Source organism: Streptomyces sp. NBC_00459, assembly GCF_036013955.1.
In the GTDB taxonomy this organism is placed as follows: domain Bacteria; phylum Actinomycetota; class Actinomycetes; order Streptomycetales; family Streptomycetaceae; genus Streptomyces.
The window spans coordinates 3,859,903-3,877,572 of the sequence record NZ_CP107903.1 but is presented as its reverse complement, the minus strand read 5'-3'; the positions used below and the strand labels follow the sequence as shown (position 1 = coordinate 3,877,572).

15 protein-coding genes are annotated in these 17,670 nt (G+C 68.1%); 14 read left to right on the top strand and 1 reads right to left on the bottom strand.

Annotated features, from left to right (window positions below; all coding sequences use genetic code 11):
* Positions 1 to 96: 96 nt before the first annotated feature.
* On the bottom strand, positions 97 to 951 hold the full coding sequence (locus OHN74_RS16850; protein WP_327695351.1) for a C40 family peptidase: 855 nt from the start codon (positions 949 to 951) through the stop codon (positions 97 to 99).
* Positions 952 to 1,673: 722 nt separating this feature from the next.
* Between OHN74_RS16850 and OHN74_RS16845 the strand changes: the two genes are divergently transcribed.
* From OHN74_RS16845 to nuoN, 14 genes are read left to right on the top strand one after another with little or no spacing between them, the layout of a single operon-like run.
* Positions 1,674 to 2,033 carry an NADH-quinone oxidoreductase subunit A gene (locus tag OHN74_RS16845; RefSeq protein WP_005476348.1) on the top strand — a complete coding sequence of 120 codons (360 nt, stop codon included), beginning with the start codon at positions 1,674 to 1,676 and terminating at the stop codon, positions 2,031 to 2,033.
* A gap of 14 nt (positions 2,034 to 2,047) precedes the next feature.
* Entirely contained in the window at positions 2,048 to 2,602 is a 555-nt protein-coding gene (locus tag OHN74_RS16840) for a NuoB/complex I 20 kDa subunit family protein (protein ID WP_006382209.1), read from the top strand.
* Positions 2,599 to 3,360, top strand: a complete 762-nt coding sequence (locus OHN74_RS16835; protein WP_327695350.1) for an NADH-quinone oxidoreductase subunit C — start codon at positions 2,599 to 2,601, stop codon at positions 3,358 to 3,360. The genes OHN74_RS16840 and OHN74_RS16835 overlap by 4 nt, the downstream gene beginning before the upstream one ends.
* Complete coding sequence (locus OHN74_RS16830) at positions 3,357 to 4,679, top strand: NADH-quinone oxidoreductase subunit D (protein WP_327695349.1); 1,323 nt, start codon at positions 3,357 to 3,359, stop codon at positions 4,677 to 4,679. Before OHN74_RS16835 ends, OHN74_RS16830 begins: the two co-directional genes overlap by 4 nt.
* Before the next feature lie 29 nt (positions 4,680 to 4,708).
* Positions 4,709 to 5,527 carry an NADH-quinone oxidoreductase subunit NuoE gene (nuoE, locus tag OHN74_RS16825; RefSeq protein ID WP_327700157.1) on the top strand — a complete coding sequence of 273 codons (819 nt, stop codon included), beginning with the start codon at positions 4,709 to 4,711 and terminating at the stop codon, positions 5,525 to 5,527.
* A complete protein-coding gene (gene nuoF, locus OHN74_RS16820) occupies positions 5,524 to 6,873 on the top strand; it encodes an NADH-quinone oxidoreductase subunit NuoF (RefSeq protein WP_327695348.1) in 1,350 nt (449 codons plus the stop codon). Before nuoE ends, nuoF begins: the two co-directional genes overlap by 4 nt.
* A complete protein-coding gene (locus tag OHN74_RS16815) occupies positions 6,870 to 9,374 on the top strand; it encodes an NADH-quinone oxidoreductase subunit G (RefSeq protein WP_327695347.1) in 2,505 nt (834 codons plus the stop codon). Before nuoF ends, OHN74_RS16815 begins: the two co-directional genes overlap by 4 nt.
* Positions 9,371 to 10,735, top strand: coding sequence for an NADH-quinone oxidoreductase subunit NuoH (nuoH, locus tag OHN74_RS16810; RefSeq protein ID WP_327695346.1), 1,365 nt, complete (start codon positions 9,371 to 9,373; stop codon positions 10,733 to 10,735). The genes OHN74_RS16815 and nuoH overlap by 4 nt, the downstream gene beginning before the upstream one ends.
* Complete coding sequence (nuoI, locus tag OHN74_RS16805) at positions 10,728 to 11,339, top strand: NADH-quinone oxidoreductase subunit NuoI (protein WP_327695345.1); 612 nt, start codon at positions 10,728 to 10,730, stop codon at positions 11,337 to 11,339. The genes nuoH and nuoI overlap by 8 nt, the downstream gene beginning before the upstream one ends.
* Positions 11,336 to 12,193: an NADH-quinone oxidoreductase subunit J gene (locus OHN74_RS16800; protein ID WP_327695344.1), complete on the top strand. Its 858-nt coding sequence runs from the start codon at positions 11,336 to 11,338 to the stop codon at positions 12,191 to 12,193. The genes nuoI and OHN74_RS16800 overlap by 4 nt, the downstream gene beginning before the upstream one ends.
* Positions 12,190 to 12,489, top strand: a complete 300-nt coding sequence (gene nuoK / locus OHN74_RS16795; RefSeq protein WP_327695343.1) for an NADH-quinone oxidoreductase subunit NuoK — start codon at positions 12,190 to 12,192, stop codon at positions 12,487 to 12,489. The genes OHN74_RS16800 and nuoK overlap by 4 nt, the downstream gene beginning before the upstream one ends.
* Before the next feature lie 14 nt (positions 12,490 to 12,503).
* Positions 12,504 to 14,399, top strand: a complete 1,896-nt coding sequence (gene nuoL / locus OHN74_RS16790) for an NADH-quinone oxidoreductase subunit L (RefSeq protein WP_327695342.1) — start codon at positions 12,504 to 12,506, stop codon at positions 14,397 to 14,399.
* A gap of 5 nt (positions 14,400 to 14,404) precedes the next feature.
* The gene (locus OHN74_RS16785) at positions 14,405 to 15,976 is read left to right on the top strand and encodes an NADH-quinone oxidoreductase subunit M (RefSeq protein WP_327695341.1); all 1,572 of its coding nucleotides are present in this window, start codon (positions 14,405 to 14,407) and stop codon (positions 15,974 to 15,976) included.
* Positions 15,973 to 17,622, top strand: coding sequence for an NADH-quinone oxidoreductase subunit NuoN (gene nuoN / locus OHN74_RS16780; RefSeq protein WP_327695340.1), 1,650 nt, complete (start codon positions 15,973 to 15,975; stop codon positions 17,620 to 17,622). Before OHN74_RS16785 ends, nuoN begins: the two co-directional genes overlap by 4 nt.
* Positions 17,623 to 17,670 lie beyond the last annotated feature (48 nt).

Genomic DNA, 17,670 nt, shown 5'->3' with positions numbered 1-17,670 from the left:
GGCTTCAGCCTCACACAGCCGTCCCCCGCAGGGGCGGAGAAGGGCCGTTGCCCACCAGCGGCAACGGCCCTCACACGTGAATCCTCAAGCGCCCGCTCAGAGCACGCGCACCGCACCCGAGGCCGGGTAGCCGGACAGGTCCTGGATGACGACGCCCTTGGACGGGTTGGCCGCGTCCAGGTACTGGCCGTTCCCCACGTACACCGCGACGTGGTACGCCGAACCCTTCGCACCCCAGTACAGGATGTCGCCGACCTCGAGGTTCGACAGGGAGACCTCGGTGCCCTGCATCGACTGGTCCTGCGAGACCCGGGGGAGGTCCACGCCGACCTGCTTGAACGCGGCCTGGACCAGGGAGGAGCAGTCCCACGCGTTGGGGCCGGTGGCGCCCATGACGTAGGCGTCGCCCAGCTGCGCCTTGAGGAAGTCGATGACGGTCGCGACACTGCCGCTCGCGGGGGCGGTCACCTGCGACGCCACCGAGCTGGAGCCGGTGTTCGAGGCCGCCAGCGTCGCGCGCTCGGCGGAACGGGAGACAGCGGCCTCCGCAGCGGCCTTACGGGCGGCCTCTGCCTTCTCCTTGGCCTCCGCCTTCTGCTTCGCCTCCGCGAGGTCCTTCCTGGCCTCCTGAGCCGCCTTGGCGGCTGCGGCGTCGCGCTCGGCATCGAGCTCGTAGTTCGCGGCGGCCAGCTGCGTGGCGTCCGCGGACTCGGCGATCTGAGTGGCCAGGTCGGCCGTGAGGGTGGGCAGTTCGATGGTCTGCGGCCCGGACTCGGCGGCGTACGCCGCACCGGACGCACCCGCCACTGCCAGGGTGCTGAGAACGCCACCGGCGACTCCGGCACGCATCGCCAGCGACGAGGTGCCGGCACGCCGGGGCTTCCGGTGGCTTCGTATGTGAGCGGTAGCGGTGTGGGACATGGGTACTAGCGGTACCAGCGACTCCTCCATACCTTCAAGAAACGTGTGGTGCGCCACAGTTGTTCAATCGAGGCCCCAAATTCCCGGACCGTCACTCTTTATTGACGCCGTAACGGGCATTGCGGACACAGGCGATCATGCCTGTGATCATGCACTTTCATCGGTACGCCCGAATTGCCCGCCGCCTACCATCGGTTGCGGTCCGTGGCCAACCCCCGATCTTCACAGGCCTTCACAGGTGTGGCGCAGGTCACGGAACGGTCACCGGTCGGAGTGCGTCCCGCGAGGGATTCGCCGATCGCCGTCGCTCGTGAACGCGTGCACGCACGTCCGTGCGTCCACATTCGCCGCGCGACTCCCTCCGATGTGTGAACGCGCTCCACTATCAAGCGGCCCCGTCCATCTCCAATTTGCATGCACGAGAAGTCTCTTGATATTGAGATGCCGCTCGTGACCAGCGGTAACCGGAGAAGATGTCACCTCTGGTGATCACGTGGACGCTTCGAGTGTGAAGATCACCGCTCATCCGACTTCATGATCCTTCGTCGGGTGGTGGAGATCACAAAGGTTCGGTAATACCCCGTGTCGCAGATCACAGACGGTCGGGCATAGGATGCGGGGCAGTTGGGCTTGTGACCTGCTTCACATGTTCGCGATCTTCGTCTGGACGGGCGGGGTTGGCGGGCGGACGGGGCGGCGCCGGACCCATGCAATCGCCAGCAGTCAGTGCCGACTGAGAGGAGCGAGGAGCGGTGAACGCGTATGCGCCCATCCTCGTACTGGGAGCCCTCGGGGCAGGCTTTGCGATCTTCTCCGTGATCATGGCTTCGCTCATCGGCCCGAAGCGGTACAACCGGGCCAAACTCGAAGCTTATGAATGCGGGATCGAGCCGACACCCACGCCGGCCGGCGGTGGGCGATTCCCCATCAAGTACTACCTGACGGCGATGCTCTTCATCGTCTTCGACATCGAGATCGTCTTCCTCTACCCCTGGGCCGTCACCTTCGACGCCCTGGGTGTTTTCGGGCTCGTGGAGATGTTGCTCTTCGTGCTCACCGTCTTCGTGGCGTACGCGTACGTATGGCGGCGCGGCGGCCTGGAATGGGACTGAGGGGCCTCTAAGACATGGGACTCGAAGAAAAACTGCCGAGCGGATTCCTGCTGACCACCGTCGAGCAGGCCGCGGGCTGGGTGCGCAAGGCGTCCGTCTTCCCCGCCACGTTCGGACTCGCCTGCTGTGCCATCGAGATGATGACCACCGGCGCCGGCCGATACGACCTCGCGCGCTTCGGCATGGAGGTCTTCCGCGGCTCACCCCGCCAGGCGGACCTGATGATCGTGGCCGGCCGGGTCAGCCAGAAGATGGCGCCGGTACTGCGGCAGGTCTACGACCAGATGCCCAACCCCAAGTGGGTGATCTCCATGGGGGTCTGCGCCTCCTCGGGCGGCATGTTCAACAACTACGCCATCGTGCAGGGCGTCGACCACATCGTCCCGGTCGACATCTATCTGCCCGGTTGCCCGCCACGGCCCGAGATGCTGATCGACGCGATCCTCAAGCTCCACCAGAAGATCCAGAGCTCCAAGCTCGGCGTGAACGCCGAGGAGGCGGCCCGCGAGGCGGAGGAGGCCGCGCTCAAGGCACTCCCCACGATCGAGATGAAGGGGCTGCTGCGATGAGCGACGCGAACGGCACCGGAGCAGGCGGGGCGACCGACGGGGTCAACCCCGAGAAGGACCTCGCCGCCTCCAACCTCCCCGGCCAGCGCGGCGACGGCGGCGAGGAGATCCGCGTCCAGCGCGGAATGTTCGGCGCCAACAACGGCGGCGACACCTCGGGCTACGGCGGCCTGGTCCGCTCCGTCCGGCTCCCGGGAGCCTCGGCGCGGCCGTACGGCGGCTGGTTCGACGAGGTCGCCGACGAACTCGAGGGCGCCCTGGAGGAACAGGGTCTGGTCCCCGAGAACGTGATCGAGAAGACGGTCGTCGACCGCGAGGAGCTGACGTTCCACGTCGAACGCGCGTACCTGCTCGCCGTCGCCCAGACCCTGCGCGACGATCCTGCTCTGCGCTTCGAACTCTGCACGGGCGTGAGCGGAGTCCACTACCCGCAGGACAAGGGCCGCGAGCTCCACGCCGTCTACCACCTGCGCTCGATCACCCATAACAGGCTGATCCGCCTCGAAGTCGGCGCCCCGGACAGCGACCCGCACGTCCCGTCCCTGGTCTCCGTCTACCCGACGAACGACTGGCACGAGCGCGAGACGTACGACTTCTTCGGGATCGTCTTCGACGGCCACCCGGCCCTGACGCGGATCATGATGCCGGACGACTGGCCGGGCCACCCGCAGCGCAAGGACTATCCCCTCGGCGGCATCCCCGTCGAGTACAAGGGCGCCCAGATCCCGGCTCCGGACCAGCGGAGGTCGTACTCATGAGCACGCAGCACGCAACTCCGCGCGAGACCACCGAAGGCACCGTCTACACGGTCACCGGCGGCGACTGGGACGAGGTCGTCCAGTCCGCGGCCCGTGCCGACGACGAGCGCATCGTCGTCAACATGGGCCCGCAGCACCCGTCCACCCACGGCGTGCTCCGCCTCATCCTGGAGATCGACGGCGAGACGGTCACCGAGGCCCGCTGCGGCATCGGCTATCTGCACACCGGCATCGAGAAGAACCTCGAGTTCCGCACGTGGACGCAGGGCACGACCTTCGTCACGCGCATGGACTATCTGACGTCCTTCTTCAACGAGACCGCCTACTGTCTCGCCGTCGAGAAGCTCCTCGGCATCGAGGACCAGATCTCCGACCGGGCCACCCTCATCCGCGTGCTCCTGATGGAGCTCAACCGGCTGTCCTCGCACCTCGTGTGCATCGCCACCGGCGGTATGGAACTGGGCGCCACCACGATCATGATCTACGGATTCCGTGATCGTGAAATGATTCTCGACATCTACGAGCTCATCACGGGCCTGCGGATGAACCACGCGTACATCCGCCCCGGCGGACTCGCCCAGGACCTGCCGCCCGGTGCGGTGGACCACATCCGCGAGTTCGTGAAGAAGATGAAGAAGAACCTTCCCGAGTACGACAAGCTCGCCACCGGGAACCCCATCTTCAAGGCCCGTATGCAGGACGTCGGTTACCTCGACCTGGCCGGCTGCATGGCCCTCGGCGCCACCGGCCCGGTCCTGCGCTCCACCGGCCTCCCGCACGACCTGCGCAAGAGCCAGCCGTACTGCGGCTACGAGACGTTCGACTTCGACGTCCCCACCGCCGACACCTGCGACTCCTACGGCCGCTTCCTGATCCGGCTGGAGGAGATGCGCCAGTCGCTCAGGATCGTCGAGCAGTGCCTGGACCGGCTCCAGCCCGGCCCGGTCATGGTCACCGACAAGAAGATCGCCTGGCCCGCCCAGCTCGCCCTGGGACCGGACGGTCTGGGGAACTCCCTGGACCACATCAAGCAGATCATGGGCACCTCCATGGAGGCCCTGATCCACCACTTCAAGCTGGTGACCGAGGGCTTCCGCGTCCCGCCGGGACAGGCGTACGCGGCCGTCGAGTCACCCAAGGGCGAACTCGGGGTGCACGCCGTCTCCGACGGAGGCACCCGGCCCTACCGGGTCCACTTCCGCGACCCGTCCTTCACCAACCTTCAGGCCATGGCGGCGATGTGCGAGGGCGGCCAGGTCGCCGACGTCATCGTCGCCGTCGCGTCCATCGACCCCGTGATGGGAGGCGTCGACCGGTGACCACCACCCCCGAGGGCGTCAGCCTGGGCATGCCCCAACTGCCCGCGCCCGCTTACCCGGACGACGTTCGAGCCCGGCTCGAAGCGGACTCCCGCGAGGTCATCGCCCGCTACCCGGACTCCCGGTCCGCCCTCCTGCCGTTGCTGCATCTCGTGCAGTCGGAGGAGGGCCATGTCACACGCACCGGGATGCGGTTCTGCGCGGACATCCTGGGTCTGACCACGGCCGAGGTCACCGCGGTCGCCACCTTCTACTCCATGTACCGCCGGGGCCCCTCCGGCGACTACCAGGTGGGCGTCTGCACGAACACCCTGTGCGCGGTGCTGGGCGGCGACGCCATCTTCGAGACCCTCCAGGAGCACCTCGGTGTCGCCAACGGCGGGACCACCGAGGACGGCAAGGTCACCCTGGAGCACATCGAGTGCAACGCGGCCTGCGACTTCGCACCCGTCGTGATGGTCAACTGGGAGTTCTTCGACAACCAGACCCCGGCCAGCGCCAAGCGCCTCGTCGACGACCTGCGCGCGGGCGTGCAGGTCGAACCCACGCGCGGTGCCCCCCTGTGCACGTTCAAGGACACCGCCCGCATCCTGGCGGGCTTCCCCGACACCCGGGACGGGGCCGTCGAGGCGAGCGGCAGTTCCGGCCCCGCCTCACTGATCGGGCTCCGGCTGGCCAAGGGCGAGAGCCCCGCGCGCGTGGTGCACCCCAGGGGTGGCTCCTCCAAGAGCACGCCGCCGCACGCCCCGTCGCCCGCCGAGCACCTCAGTTCGCACGACGCGCCGCAGGACACGGCGGCTTCCGACCCCTCCCACCCGGCGGGGCCCGTCACCGAGGAGGGGGAGTGATGACATTGGCACCCGAGATCAACGACACCAGCCCCGAGAAGCTGCTGGCACCCGTGCTGTCGGCCTTCTGGGACGAGGACCGGTCCTGGAGTCTGGACGTCTACCGGAGGCACGAAGGGTACGAGGGACTCCGCAAGGCCCTCGCGATGACCCCGGACGACCTCATCGCGTACGTCAAGGAGTCCGGTCTGCGTGGCCGCGGCGGTGCGGGATTCCCCACGGGAATGAAATGGCAGTTCATTCCTCAGGGCGATGGAAAACCACACTATCTAGTTGTCAACGCCGACGAGTCGGAGCCGGGAACCTGCAAGGACATCCCGCTCCTCTTCGCGAACCCGCACAGCCTCATCGAGGGCATTGTGATCGCGTGTTATGCCATTCGGTCTTCGCATGCCTTCATCTATCTGCGTGGTGAAGTCGTGCCAGTGCTGCGGCGGTTGCACGAGGCCGTACGTGAGGCCTACGCGGCGGGCTACCTCGGCAAGGACGCGCTCGGCAGCGGACGCGACCTCGAACTCACCGTGCACGCGGGTGCGGGCGCGTACATCTGTGGTGAAGAGACCGCACTGCTCGACTCGCTCGAAGGCCGCCGGGGTCAACCGCGGCTCCGTCCCCCCTTTCCTGCCGTCGCAGGGCTCTATGCGTGCCCAACTGTTGTGAATAACGTCGAGTCGATCGCGTCGGTTCCCGCGATTCTGCAAAAGGGCAAAGAATGGTTCCGGTCGATGGGAACCGAGAAGTCCCCGGGCTTCACGCTCTACTCACTCAGCGGCCATGTCACCAATCCGGGCCAGTACGAGGCCCCGCTCGGCATCACGCTCCGCCAACTCCTCGACATGAGCGGCGGGATGCGCTCCGGCCACCGGCTGAAGTTCTGGACACCGGGCGGCTCCTCGACACCGATGTTCACCGACGAGCACCTCGACGTCCCTCTTGACTACGAAGGAGTGGGCGCCGCGGGTTCCATGCTCGGCACAAAAGCACTCCAGTGCTTCGACGAGACCACCTGTGTCGTCCGGGCCGTCACCCGCTGGACCGAGTTCTACGCCCACGAGTCCTGCGGCAAGTGCACGCCCTGCCGTGAAGGGACGTACTGGCTCGTGCAGTTGCTGCGCGACATCGAGGCCGGCAAGGGAGTCATGTCCGACCTCGACAAGCTGAACGACATCGCCGACAACATCAACGGCAAGTCCTTCTGCGCCCTCGGCGACGGCGCCGCCTCGCCGATCTTCTCCTCCCTCAAGTACTTCCGCGAGGAGTACGAGGACCACATCACGGGCCGGGGCTGCCCCTTCGACCCGGCCAAGTCCACGGCCTGGGCCGACCGCACGGAGGTGAACGCATGACGGTGACCACGAGCGCTCCCTCCGGAGGGGGCGACGCGGCGGTCCCGCCGGAAGATCTCGTCTCGCTGAAGATCGACGGCATCGACATCAGCGTGCCCAAGGGCACCCTGGTGATCCGCGCCGCCGAACAGCTCGGCATCGAGATCCCGCGCTTCTGCGACCACCCCCTCCTCGACCCGGCCGGCGCCTGCCGCCAGTGCATCGTCGAGGTCGAGGGCCAGCGCAAGCCCATGGCGTCCTGCACGATCACCTGTACGGACGGGATGGTCGTCAAGACTCATCTCACCTCGCCCGTGGCCGAGAAGGCCCAGCACGGTGTGATGGAGCTGCTCCTCATCAACCACCCGCTCGACTGCCCGGTCTGTGACAAGGGCGGCGAGTGCCCCCTGCAGAACCAGGCCATGTCGCACGGCCAGTCGGAGTCCCGCTTCGAGGGCAGGAAGCGGACCTACGAGAAGCCCGTGCCGATCTCCACGCAGGTGCTGCTCGACCGCGAGCGGTGCGTGCTGTGCGCCCGCTGCACCCGCTTCTCCAACCAGATCGCGGGCGACCCGATGATCGAGCTGATCGAGCGCGGCGCGCTCCAGCAGGTCGGCACCGGTGAGGGTGACCCCTTCGAGTCGTACTTCTCCGGGAACACGATCCAGATCTGCCCGGTCGGCGCGCTGACCTCGGCGGCGTATCGCTTCCGCTCCCGCCCCTTCGACCTCGTCTCCTCGCCCTCGGTGTGCGAGCACTGCTCCGGAGGCTGCGCCACCCGCACCGACCACCGGCGCGGCAAGGTCATGCGGCGCCTCGCGGCCAACGAGCCCGAGGTCAACGAGGAGTGGATCTGCGACAAGGGACGCTTCGGCTTCCGGTACGCGCAGAAGCCCGACCGGCTCCGGACGCCCCTGGTGCGCAACGCCGACGGCGTCCTGGAGCCCGCTTCCTGGCCCGAGGCGCTGGAGGCGGCGGCACAGGGACTCCTCGCGGCCCGTAGCCGTGCGGGCGTTCTCACCGGAGGCCGGCTCACCGTCGAGGACGCCTACGCGTACAGCAAGTTCGCGCGGGTGGCCCTCGACACCAACGACATCGACTTCCGCGCGCGCGTGCACAGCGCCGAGGAAGCCGACTTCCTGGCCGCCCGGGTCGGCGGACGCGGACGCGACCTCGACGGTACGGGTGTCACGTACACCTCCCTGGAGAAGGCGCCCGCGGTCCTGCTGGTCGGGTTCGAGTCCGAGGAGGAGGCGCCCGGCGTCTTCCTGCGGCTGCGCAAGGCCTGGAAGGGACACGGACAGAAGGTCTTCTCGCTCGCCACGCACATGACGCGCGGCCTGGAGAAGGCCGGCGGCACGCTGCTGCCCGCCGCCCCCGGCACCGAGACCGAGTGGCTGGACGCACTCGGGAGCGGGTTCGGGCTGGAGGAGAGCGGGGTGACAGCCGCCGAGGCGCTGCGCACCGAGGGTGCGGTGATCGTCGTGGGAGAGCGGCTGGCCGCCGTCGCGGGTGGGCTCACCGCCGCCGTGCGGGCCGCTTCCACGACCGGCGCCCAGCTGGTGTGGATCCCGCGCCGGGCGGGGGAGCGCGGTGCCGTCGAGGCAGGCGCGCTGCCGTCGCTGCTGCCGGGCGGCCGTCCGGCGACCGACCCGCGCGCGCGGGACGAGGTCGCCGTCGCCTGGGGCGTGGCCGAGCTTCCGCACCGCTTCGGCCGCGACACCGGCCAGATCGTCGAGGCCGCCGCCGTCGGCGAGTTGCGGGCCCTGGTGGTCGCCGGCGTAGAGGTGGCCGACCTGCCCGATCCGGCACGCGCGCGTGAAGCCCTTCACGAAGTGGGCTTCCTGGTGTCGCTGGAACTGCGGCCCAGCGAGGTCACCGAACACGCCGATGTCGTACTGCCGGTCGCCGCGGTCGCCGAGAAGGCGGGCACCTTCCTCAACTGGGAGGGCCGGGCACGTCTCTTCGAGGCCGCGCTCAAGCCCGACCAGATGACCCGGAGTGTCGCGCCGTCCGACGCCCGTGTGCTCCAGATGCTGGCCGATGCCATGGACGTACACCTGGGGCTCCCGGATCTGCGGACCGCGCGGGCGGAACTGGACCGACTCGGTTCCTGGGACGGGACGCGGGCCACCAACCCTCTGGAGATCGGCGCCCAGTTGCCACGTCCGGCCGCCGGGGAAGCGGTGCTCGCCGGGCACCGGCTGCTGCTCGACCAGGGGCGTCTCCAGGAGGGCGACGACGCGCTCGCCGGGACCCGGCACGCCGCACGCGCGCGCGTGTCGGCCGCCACGGCCGCCGAGGCCGGGGTCAAGGACGGCGATCTGCTCGCCGTGACCGGTGCCACCGGGACGGTCGAACTCCCCCTCCAGGTCACCGAGATGCCCGACCGCGTGGTCTGGCTGCCGCTGAACTCCACCGGAGGCGGCGTCGCCTCCGACACCGGGGCGCTGCCCGGCGCACTCGTCCGCATCGGCCCGGCGACCCTCGCCTCCGACGCTCCCAAGGAGGTGGAGGCATGAGCCCGTACCTCGCCGCTGAAGACCTCTCCATGTTCGGCACCGACCCCTGGTGGCTGGTCGTCGTCAAGGCGGTCTTCTGCTTCGCCTTCCTGATGATCACCGTGCTGTTCTCCATCGTGTGGGAACGCAAGGTCGTCGCCTGGATGCAGCTGCGCATCGGCCCCAACCGCCACGGCCCCTGGGGCATGCTCCAGTCGCTCGCCGACGGCGTGAAACTGATGCTCAAGGAAGACCTGATCGTCAAGCGCGCGGACAAGGTGGTCTACATCCTCGCGCCGGTCATCGCGGCCATCCCGGCCTTCATGGCGATCGCGGTCATCCCCTTCGGACCGGCCGGCAACGAGGTCTCGATCTTCGGCACCCGTACGACGATGCAGCTCACCGACCTGCCGATCGCGATGCTCTACATCCTCGCGGTCGCCTCGGTCGGCATCTACGGCATCGTGCTCGCGGGCTGGAGTTCCGGATCCACCTACCCCCTGCTGGGCGGTCTGCGGTCCTGCGCGCAGATGATCTCGTACGAGATCGCCATGGGCGCCGCCTTCGCCTCGGTGTTCCTCTACTCCGGTTCGATGTCGACCTCGACCATCGTCGAACAGCAGCACGACCGTTGGTACATCGTCCTGCTGCCGGTCTCCTTCCTCATCTACATCGTGACGATGATCGGCGAGACCAACCGCGCCCCCTTCGACATGCCGGAGTCCGAGGGCGACCTGGTCGGCGGCTTCAACACCGAGTACTCGTCGATCAAGTTCGCGCTGTTCATGCTCGCCGAGTACGTCAACATGGTGACCGTCTCGGCCGTGTCGGTGACGCTCTTCCTGGGCGGCTGGCGGGCTCCCTACCCCGTCAGCACCTTCTGGGAGGGCGCCAACCACGGCTGGTGGCCGATGCTCTGGTTCGTCATCAAGGTGCAGCTGCTGCTGTTCTTCTTCATCTGGCTGCGCGGCACCCTCCCGCGCGTGCGCTACGACCAGTTGATGAAGCTCGGCTGGAAGGTCCTCATCCCGGTCTCGCTGGTCTGGCTGATGCTCGTCGCGACCGTAAAGACCCTGCGCAACGAGAACTACGACTTCGCCGACATCGCCCTCTACGTCGGCGGCGGTGTCCTTGCCCTGCTGCTGCTCTCCTTCGTGGTCGACATCTTCCGCGACCGGGGCAGGGCGCAGGAGGCGGCTGCCGCCGAGCCCGTCGCCTTCGACCCGATGGCGGGCGGATTCCCCGTGCCGCCACTGCCGGGACAGGAGGCGCCGGCGGTGCCGCGCAGGCGTCCGCGCCGTGAGCGCGAGTTGATTGTCAGTGGTGGACCGGATACTGGCAGTGACGGATCCCTGGATGGAAAGGAGGCGTCCGATGGCTGAGGAGCCAAAGGAGACCGGGCAGACGAAGCCCGGCTTCCAGAACCCCGTGGCCGGCTTCGGCGTGACCTTCAAGGCCATGTTCAAGAAGCGGCTGACCGAGCAGTACCCCGAGCAGGAGAAGACCACCGCTCCCCGGTTCCACGGACGGCACCAGCTCAACCGCCATCCGGACGGCCTGGAGAAGTGCGTCGGCTGCGAACTGTGCGCCTGGGCCTGCCCCGCCGACGCCATCTATGTGGAGGGCGCCGACAACACCGACGAGGAGCGCTACTCGCCGGGCGAGCGGTACGGCGCGGTCTACCAGATCAACTACGCCCGCTGCATCCTGTGCGGGCTGTGCATCGAGGCGTGCCCCACGCGCGCGTTGACGATGACGAACGAGTTCGAGCTGGCCGACAGCAGCCGCGCCAACCTCATCTACACCAAGGAACAACTGCTCGCCGGACTCGACGAGGGCATGGTCGAATCGCCCCACTCGATCTTCCCTGGCACCGACGAACAGGACTACTACCAAGGGCTGGTCACCGAGGCCGCACCGGGCACGGTGCGCCAGGTAGCCGTCTCCAAGGGCGAGAAGCCAGAGGAAGAGGGGGTGGGGGCATGAGCGCGCAGCTCGCCGCCGCAGCCACTCTCTCCGCCGGCACCTCCACGGGTGAGGCGTTCCAGTTCTGGGTGCTCGGCACGGTCGCCGTGGCCGGAGCCCTGTGCACCGTCTTCATGAGGCGGGCCGTGCACAGCGCGCTCTGTCTCGCCGGAACCATGATCATCCTGGCGGTGTTCTACCTGGCCAACGGCGCCTACTTCCTGGGCGTCGTCCAGATCGTCGTCTACACCGGCGCGATCATGATGCTGTTCCTCTTCGTGGTCATGCTCGTCGGTGTCACCGCCGCGGACTCCCTCAAGGAGACCATCAAGGGCCAGCGCTGGCTGGCCCTGCTGTGCGGGCTCGGCTTCGGCGTCCTCCTGGTCGCGGGCATCGGGAACGCCTCGCTCAAGGAGTTCGCAGGCCTCGGCCAGGCCAACGCGAACGGCAACGTGGAGGGCCTGGCCGACCGGATCTTCACGACGTACGTGTTCGCCTTCGAGATCACCGGTGCCCTGCTGATCACGGCGGCCGTCGGCGCCATGGTGCTCACGCACCGCGAGCGCACCGAGCGCGCCAAGACCCAGCGTGAGATGGCCGAAGAGCGTGTGCGGGACGGCAAGCACCTGCCGCCGCTGCCCGCCCCCGGTGTGTACGCCCGGCACAACGCGGTGGACGTCGCGGGCCTGCTGCCCGACGGCACTCCGGCCGAGTTGTCGGTCATGCAGACGCTGCGTCAGCGCGGCCAGATCCGGGATGTGTCGGCCGAGTCCATCAACGACCTCAAGGCCCTGGAACAGCGCGCCGAGGACCGTCTGGAGCGCACCAACATCGGCTCGAACGGTCGCTCGGACAGCGGGGAGGCGTCGAAGTGAACCCGGTCAACTACCTGTATCTCGCCGCCCTGTTGTTCACGATCGGCGCCACCGGTGTCCTGATCAGGCGCAACGCGATCGTCGTCTTCATGTGCGTCGAGCTGATGCTCAACGCCTGCAACCTCGCGTTCGTCACCTTCTCCCGGCTGCACGGCAATCTCGACGGCCAGGTCATCGCCTTCTTCACGATGGTCGTCGCCGCCGCGGAGGTCGTCGTCGGGCTCGCGATCATCGTGTCGCTGTTCCGTTCCCGCCACTCGGCCTCGGTCGACGACGCCAGCCTGATGAAGCTGTAAGGGGTCGCTGAATCGTGGAGAATCTGATTGCGCTGCTGGTGGCGGCGCCTCTGCTCGGAGCGGCCGTACTTCTGTGCGGCGGCCGGCGGCTGGACGCCGTCGGCCACTGGATCGGCACGGCCCTCGCCGCCTCCTCCTTCGTGATCGGCGTGGTCCTCTTCGCCGACATGCTGGGCAAGGACGCCGAGCACCGAGCCCTGATGCAGCACCTGTTCAGCTGGATCCCCGTCGAGGGCTTCCAGGCCGACGTCGCCTTCCAGCTCGACCAGCTGTCGATGACGTTCGTCCTGCTGATCACCGGCGTCGGCTCGCTGATCCACGTGTACTCGATCGGGTACATGGAGCACGACGAGCGGCGCCGCCGCTTCTTCGGCTATCTCAACCTGTTCCTCGCGGCGATGCTGCTGCTCGTCCTCGCCGACAACTACCTTCTGCTGTACGTCGGCTGGGAGGGCGTCGGCCTCGCCTCGTACCTCCTGATCGGCTTCTGGCAGCACAAGCCCAGTGCCGCGACCGCCGCGAAGAAGGCCTTCCTGGTCAACCGCGTCGGCGACATGGGCCTGTCGATCGCCATCATGCTGATGTTCACCACCTTCGGGACCTTCGCCTTCGGGCCGGTCCTCGAAGCCACCGGTGAGACGGGTGAGGGCAAGCTCACCGCGATCGCCCTGATGCTGCTGCTCGCGGCCTGCGGCAAGTCCGCGCAGGTGCCGCTGCAGTCCTGGCTCGGGGACGCGATGGAGGGCCCGACCCCGGTCTCGGCCCTCATCCACGCGGCGACGATGGTGACCGCGGGCGTCTATCTGATCGTCCGTTCCGGGGAGATCTTCAACGCGGCGCCCGACGCCCAGTTGGTGGTCACCGTGGTCGGCGCCGTCACGCTCCTCTTCGGTGCGATCGTCGGTTGCGCGAAGGACGACATCAAGAAGGCGCTGGCCGGCTCGACCATGTCGCAGATCGGCTACATGATCCTCGCGTCCGGCCTCGGCCCCATCGGCTACGTCTTCGCGATCATGCACCTGGTGACCCACGGCTTCTTCAAGGCCGGGCTGTTCCTCGGAGCCGGTTCGGTCATGCACGGCATGAACGACGAGGTCGACATGCGCAAGTACGGCGGCCTCCGCAAGCACATGCCCGTCACCTTCGTGACCTTCGGCCTCGGCTACCTCGCCATCATCGGCTTCCCGGGTCTGTCCGGCTTCTTCTCCAAGGACAAGATCATCGAGGCGGCGTTCGCCAAGGGCGGCACCGAGGGCTGGATCCTCGGCAGCGTGGCTCTGCTCGGCGCGGCCATCACCGCGTACTACATGACGCGCGTGATGCTGATGACGTTCTTCGGCGAGAAGCGCTGGCAGCCCGACGAGAACGGCAACGAGCCGCACCCGCACGAGTCCCCGAAGTCCATGACGATCCCCATGATCGTCCTCGCCTTCGGTTCGGTCTTCGCGGGCGGGATCTTCGGCATCGGCGACCGCTTCCTGCACTGGCTGGAGCCCGTCACCGAGCACGCGCACGGCCACCCGCCGATCAGCGCCCTCACGGTCACGCTGTCCACCATGGTCGTGCTCGTCATCGGCGTCGGCACCGCGTACGCCCAGTACGGCCGACGTCCGGTCCCGGTGGTCGCCCCGCGCGGGTCGCTGCTCACCCGGGCCGCCCGGCGCGACCTCCTCCAGGACGACTTCAACCACGTCGTCCTCGTACGCGGCGGAGAGCACCTCACGCGCTCCCTGGTGTACGTCGACCACACGCTGGTCGACGGGGTCGTCAACGGGACGGCGGCCTCCATGGGCGGCCTCTCCGGACGGCTCCGCAAGCTGCAGAACGGCTACGCGCGCTCGTACGCGGTCTCGATGTTCGGCGGTGCGGCGATCCTCATCGCCGCGACCCTGCTGATGAGGGCGGTCTGATACCGATGTCCTTTCCCCTCCTGACAGCGACGGCGGCGCTCCCGGCCCTCGGGGCGATCGCCACGGCGGCCGTACCGGCTGCCCGGCGCACCGCCGCCAAGTGGCTGGCGCTGATCGTCTCGCTCGCCACGCTGGTGCTCGCGGCGGTCGTCCTGGTGCGCTTCGACCCGGGCGGCGACCGCTACCAGCTCACCGAATCCCGCGCCTGGATCAAGGACTTCGGGGTGCGGTACGAGCTGGGCGTGGACGGCATCGCCGTGGCGCTCATCGCGCTGACCGCGCTGCTGATCCCGTTCGTGATCCTGGCCGGCTGGCACGACGCCGACCCCCAGGAGACAGGAAACACGCGCTGGCGGCCCACCCAGGGCTTCTTCGCGCTGATCCTGGCCGTCGAGGCGATGGTGATCATCTCCTTCGAGGCCACCGACGTCTTCCTCTTCTACATCTTCTTCGAAGCCATGCTCATCCCGATGTACTTCCTCATCGGCGGCTTCGGCGACCGGGCCCACGAGCACGGCGAGGAAACGGCGTCCACCCAACGCTCGTACGCGGCGGTGAAGTTCCTCCTCTACAACCTCGTCGGCGGCCTGATCATGCTGGCGGCCGTGATCGGCCTCTACGTGGTCGCCGGGAACTTCTCGCTCACGGAGATCGCCGCCGCGCGGGCCAACGGCTCGCTGGACATGGCGACGAACACCGAACGCTGGCTGTTCCTGGGCTTCTTCTTCGCCTTCGCGGTGAAGGCGCCCCTGTGGCCGCTGCACACCTGGCTGCCCAACGCCATGGGGGAGGCCACCACTCCGGTCGCCGTACTGATCACGGCGGTCGTCGACAAGGTGGGCACCTTCGCGATGCTCCGCTTCTGCCTCCAGCTGTTCCCGGAGGCGTCGAAGTGGGCGACGCCCGTCATCCTCGTACTGGCGCTGATCAGCATCATCTACGGGGCGCTGCTCGCGGTCGGGCAACGCGACATCAAGCGGCTGGTCGCGTACGCGTCGATCTCGCACTTCGGGTTCATCATCCTGGGCATCTTCGCGATGACCAGCCAGGGCCAGTCGGGCGCGACGCTGTACATGGTCAACCACGGGATCTCGACGGCCGCGCTGATGCTGGTGGCCGGCTTCCTGATCTCGCGGCGCGGCTCGCGGCTCATCGCCGACTACGGAGGCGTCCAGAAGGTCGCCCCGGTGCTCGCCGGCACGTTCCTGATCGGTGGGCTCGCGACGCTGTCGCTCCCTGGTCTCGCGCCCTTCGTGAGCGAGTTCCTGGTCCTGGTGGGCACGTTCGCGCGCTACCCGGTGGTCGGCATCATCGCCACCTTCGGCATCGTCCTCGCGGCGCTCTACACCCTCGTCCTCTACCAGAGGACGATGACGGGCCCGGTGAAGGCGGAGGTCGCCGAGATGCCGGACCTCAGGCTGCGTGAACTCGTGGTGGTGACACCCCTGATCGTGCTGCTGATCTTCCTGGGCGTCTATCCGAAGCCCTTGACGGACATCGTCAACCCGGCGGTCAAGCAGACCATGTCCGACGTCCAGAAGAAGGACCCCCAGCCCGAGGTGGAGGCGGCCAAGTGAGCGCAGCAGCCGTCCACAGCCTGTGGACAACGGCGGCCGATCCGATTTCCAAGATCGACGCGCCGAAGATCGAATACGGGCAATTGTCGCCCACCCTCATCGTCATCGGTGCGGCGATCGTCGGGATCCTGGTCGAGGCCTTCGTGCCCCGCAAATCCCGCTACTACGTACAGCTGTTCGTGTCCGTCGTCGCCCTCACCGCCGCGTTCGCCGCAGTCGTGGGGCTCGCGACGAGCGGATACGGCACCACCAAGGCCGGAATCGCGGCCATGGGCGCGATCGCCGTCGACGGGCCCGCACTGTTCCTCCAGGGCACGATCCTGCTCGCGGGCCTGGTCGGACTGTTCACCTTCGCCGAACGGCGCCTCGACCCCGAGGCCCACGGCAACCGTGTCGACTCGTTCGCCGCGCAGGCGGCGTCCGTGCCGGGCAGTGACAGCGAACAGGCCGCGGTGAAGGCCGGGTTCACCACCACCGAGGTGTTCCCGCTGCTGCTCTTCGCGGTCGGCGGCATGCTGATCTTCCCCTCGGCCAACGACCTGCTGACCCTGTTCGTGGCCCTGGAAGTCTTCTCGCTCCCGCTGTACCTGCTGTGCGCCCTGGCCCGCCGCAAGCGGCTCATGTCGCAGGAGGCCGCGGTCAAGTACTTCCTGCTCGGCGCCTTCGCCTCCGCGTTCACCCTGTTCGGCATCGCCCTGCTGTACGGCTACGCGGGCTCGGTGTCGTACGGGACGATCGCCCAGGTCGTCGACGGCACCATCAAGAACGTCAACCCGGCACTCGCCGACACCATGGGCAACGACGTGCTGCTGCTCATCGGCGCCGCGATGATCGTCATGGGTCTGCTCTTCAAGGTCGGCGCCGTGCCGTTCCACATGTGGACGCCCGACGTGTACCAGGGCGCGCCCACCCCGGTGACGGGCTTCATGGCGGCGGCGACGAAGGTGGCGGCGTTCGGCGCGCTGCTGCGGCTGCTCTACGTCGTGCTGCCGGGCCTGCGCTGGGACTGGCGGCCGGTCATGATGGGCGTCGCGGTCGTCACCATGCTGGGCGGCGCGGTCGTCGCGATCACCCAGACCGACATCAAGCGGCTGCTGGCGTACTCGTCCATCGCGCACGCCGGATTCATCCTCGCGGGTGTCATCGCCATGACACCGGACGGGGTCTCGTCCGTCCTGTTCTATCTGGGCGCGTACTCGTTCGTGACGATCGGGGCGTTCGCCGTGGTCACCCTGGTGCGGGATGCCGGGGGCGAGGCGACCCACCTGTCCAAGTGGGCGGGGCTGGGGCGCCGGTCGCCGCTGGTGGCCGCTGTCTTCGCGGTGTTCCTGCTGGCCTTCGCCGGCATTCCGCTGACCTCAGGTTTCGCCGGGAAGTTCGCCGTGTTCAAGGCGGCGGCCGAGGGCGGCGCGGGGGCACTGGTGGTGGTCGGTGTGATCTCGTCGGCGATCGCCGCGTTCTTCTACATCCGGGTCATCGTGCTGATGTTCTTCAGCGAGCCCCGGCCCGACGGACCGACCGTCGCCGTGCCGTCGCCGCTGACCATGACGGCGATCGGGGTGGGGGTGGCGGTCACCGTCGTGCTGGGTGTGGCGCCGCAGTACTTCCTCGACCTGGCGAACCAGGCGGGCGTCTTCGTGCGCTGATCAGTAGGTTTCACGGATCGCGTTGGGCCCCGGTCTCCTTGTGGACCG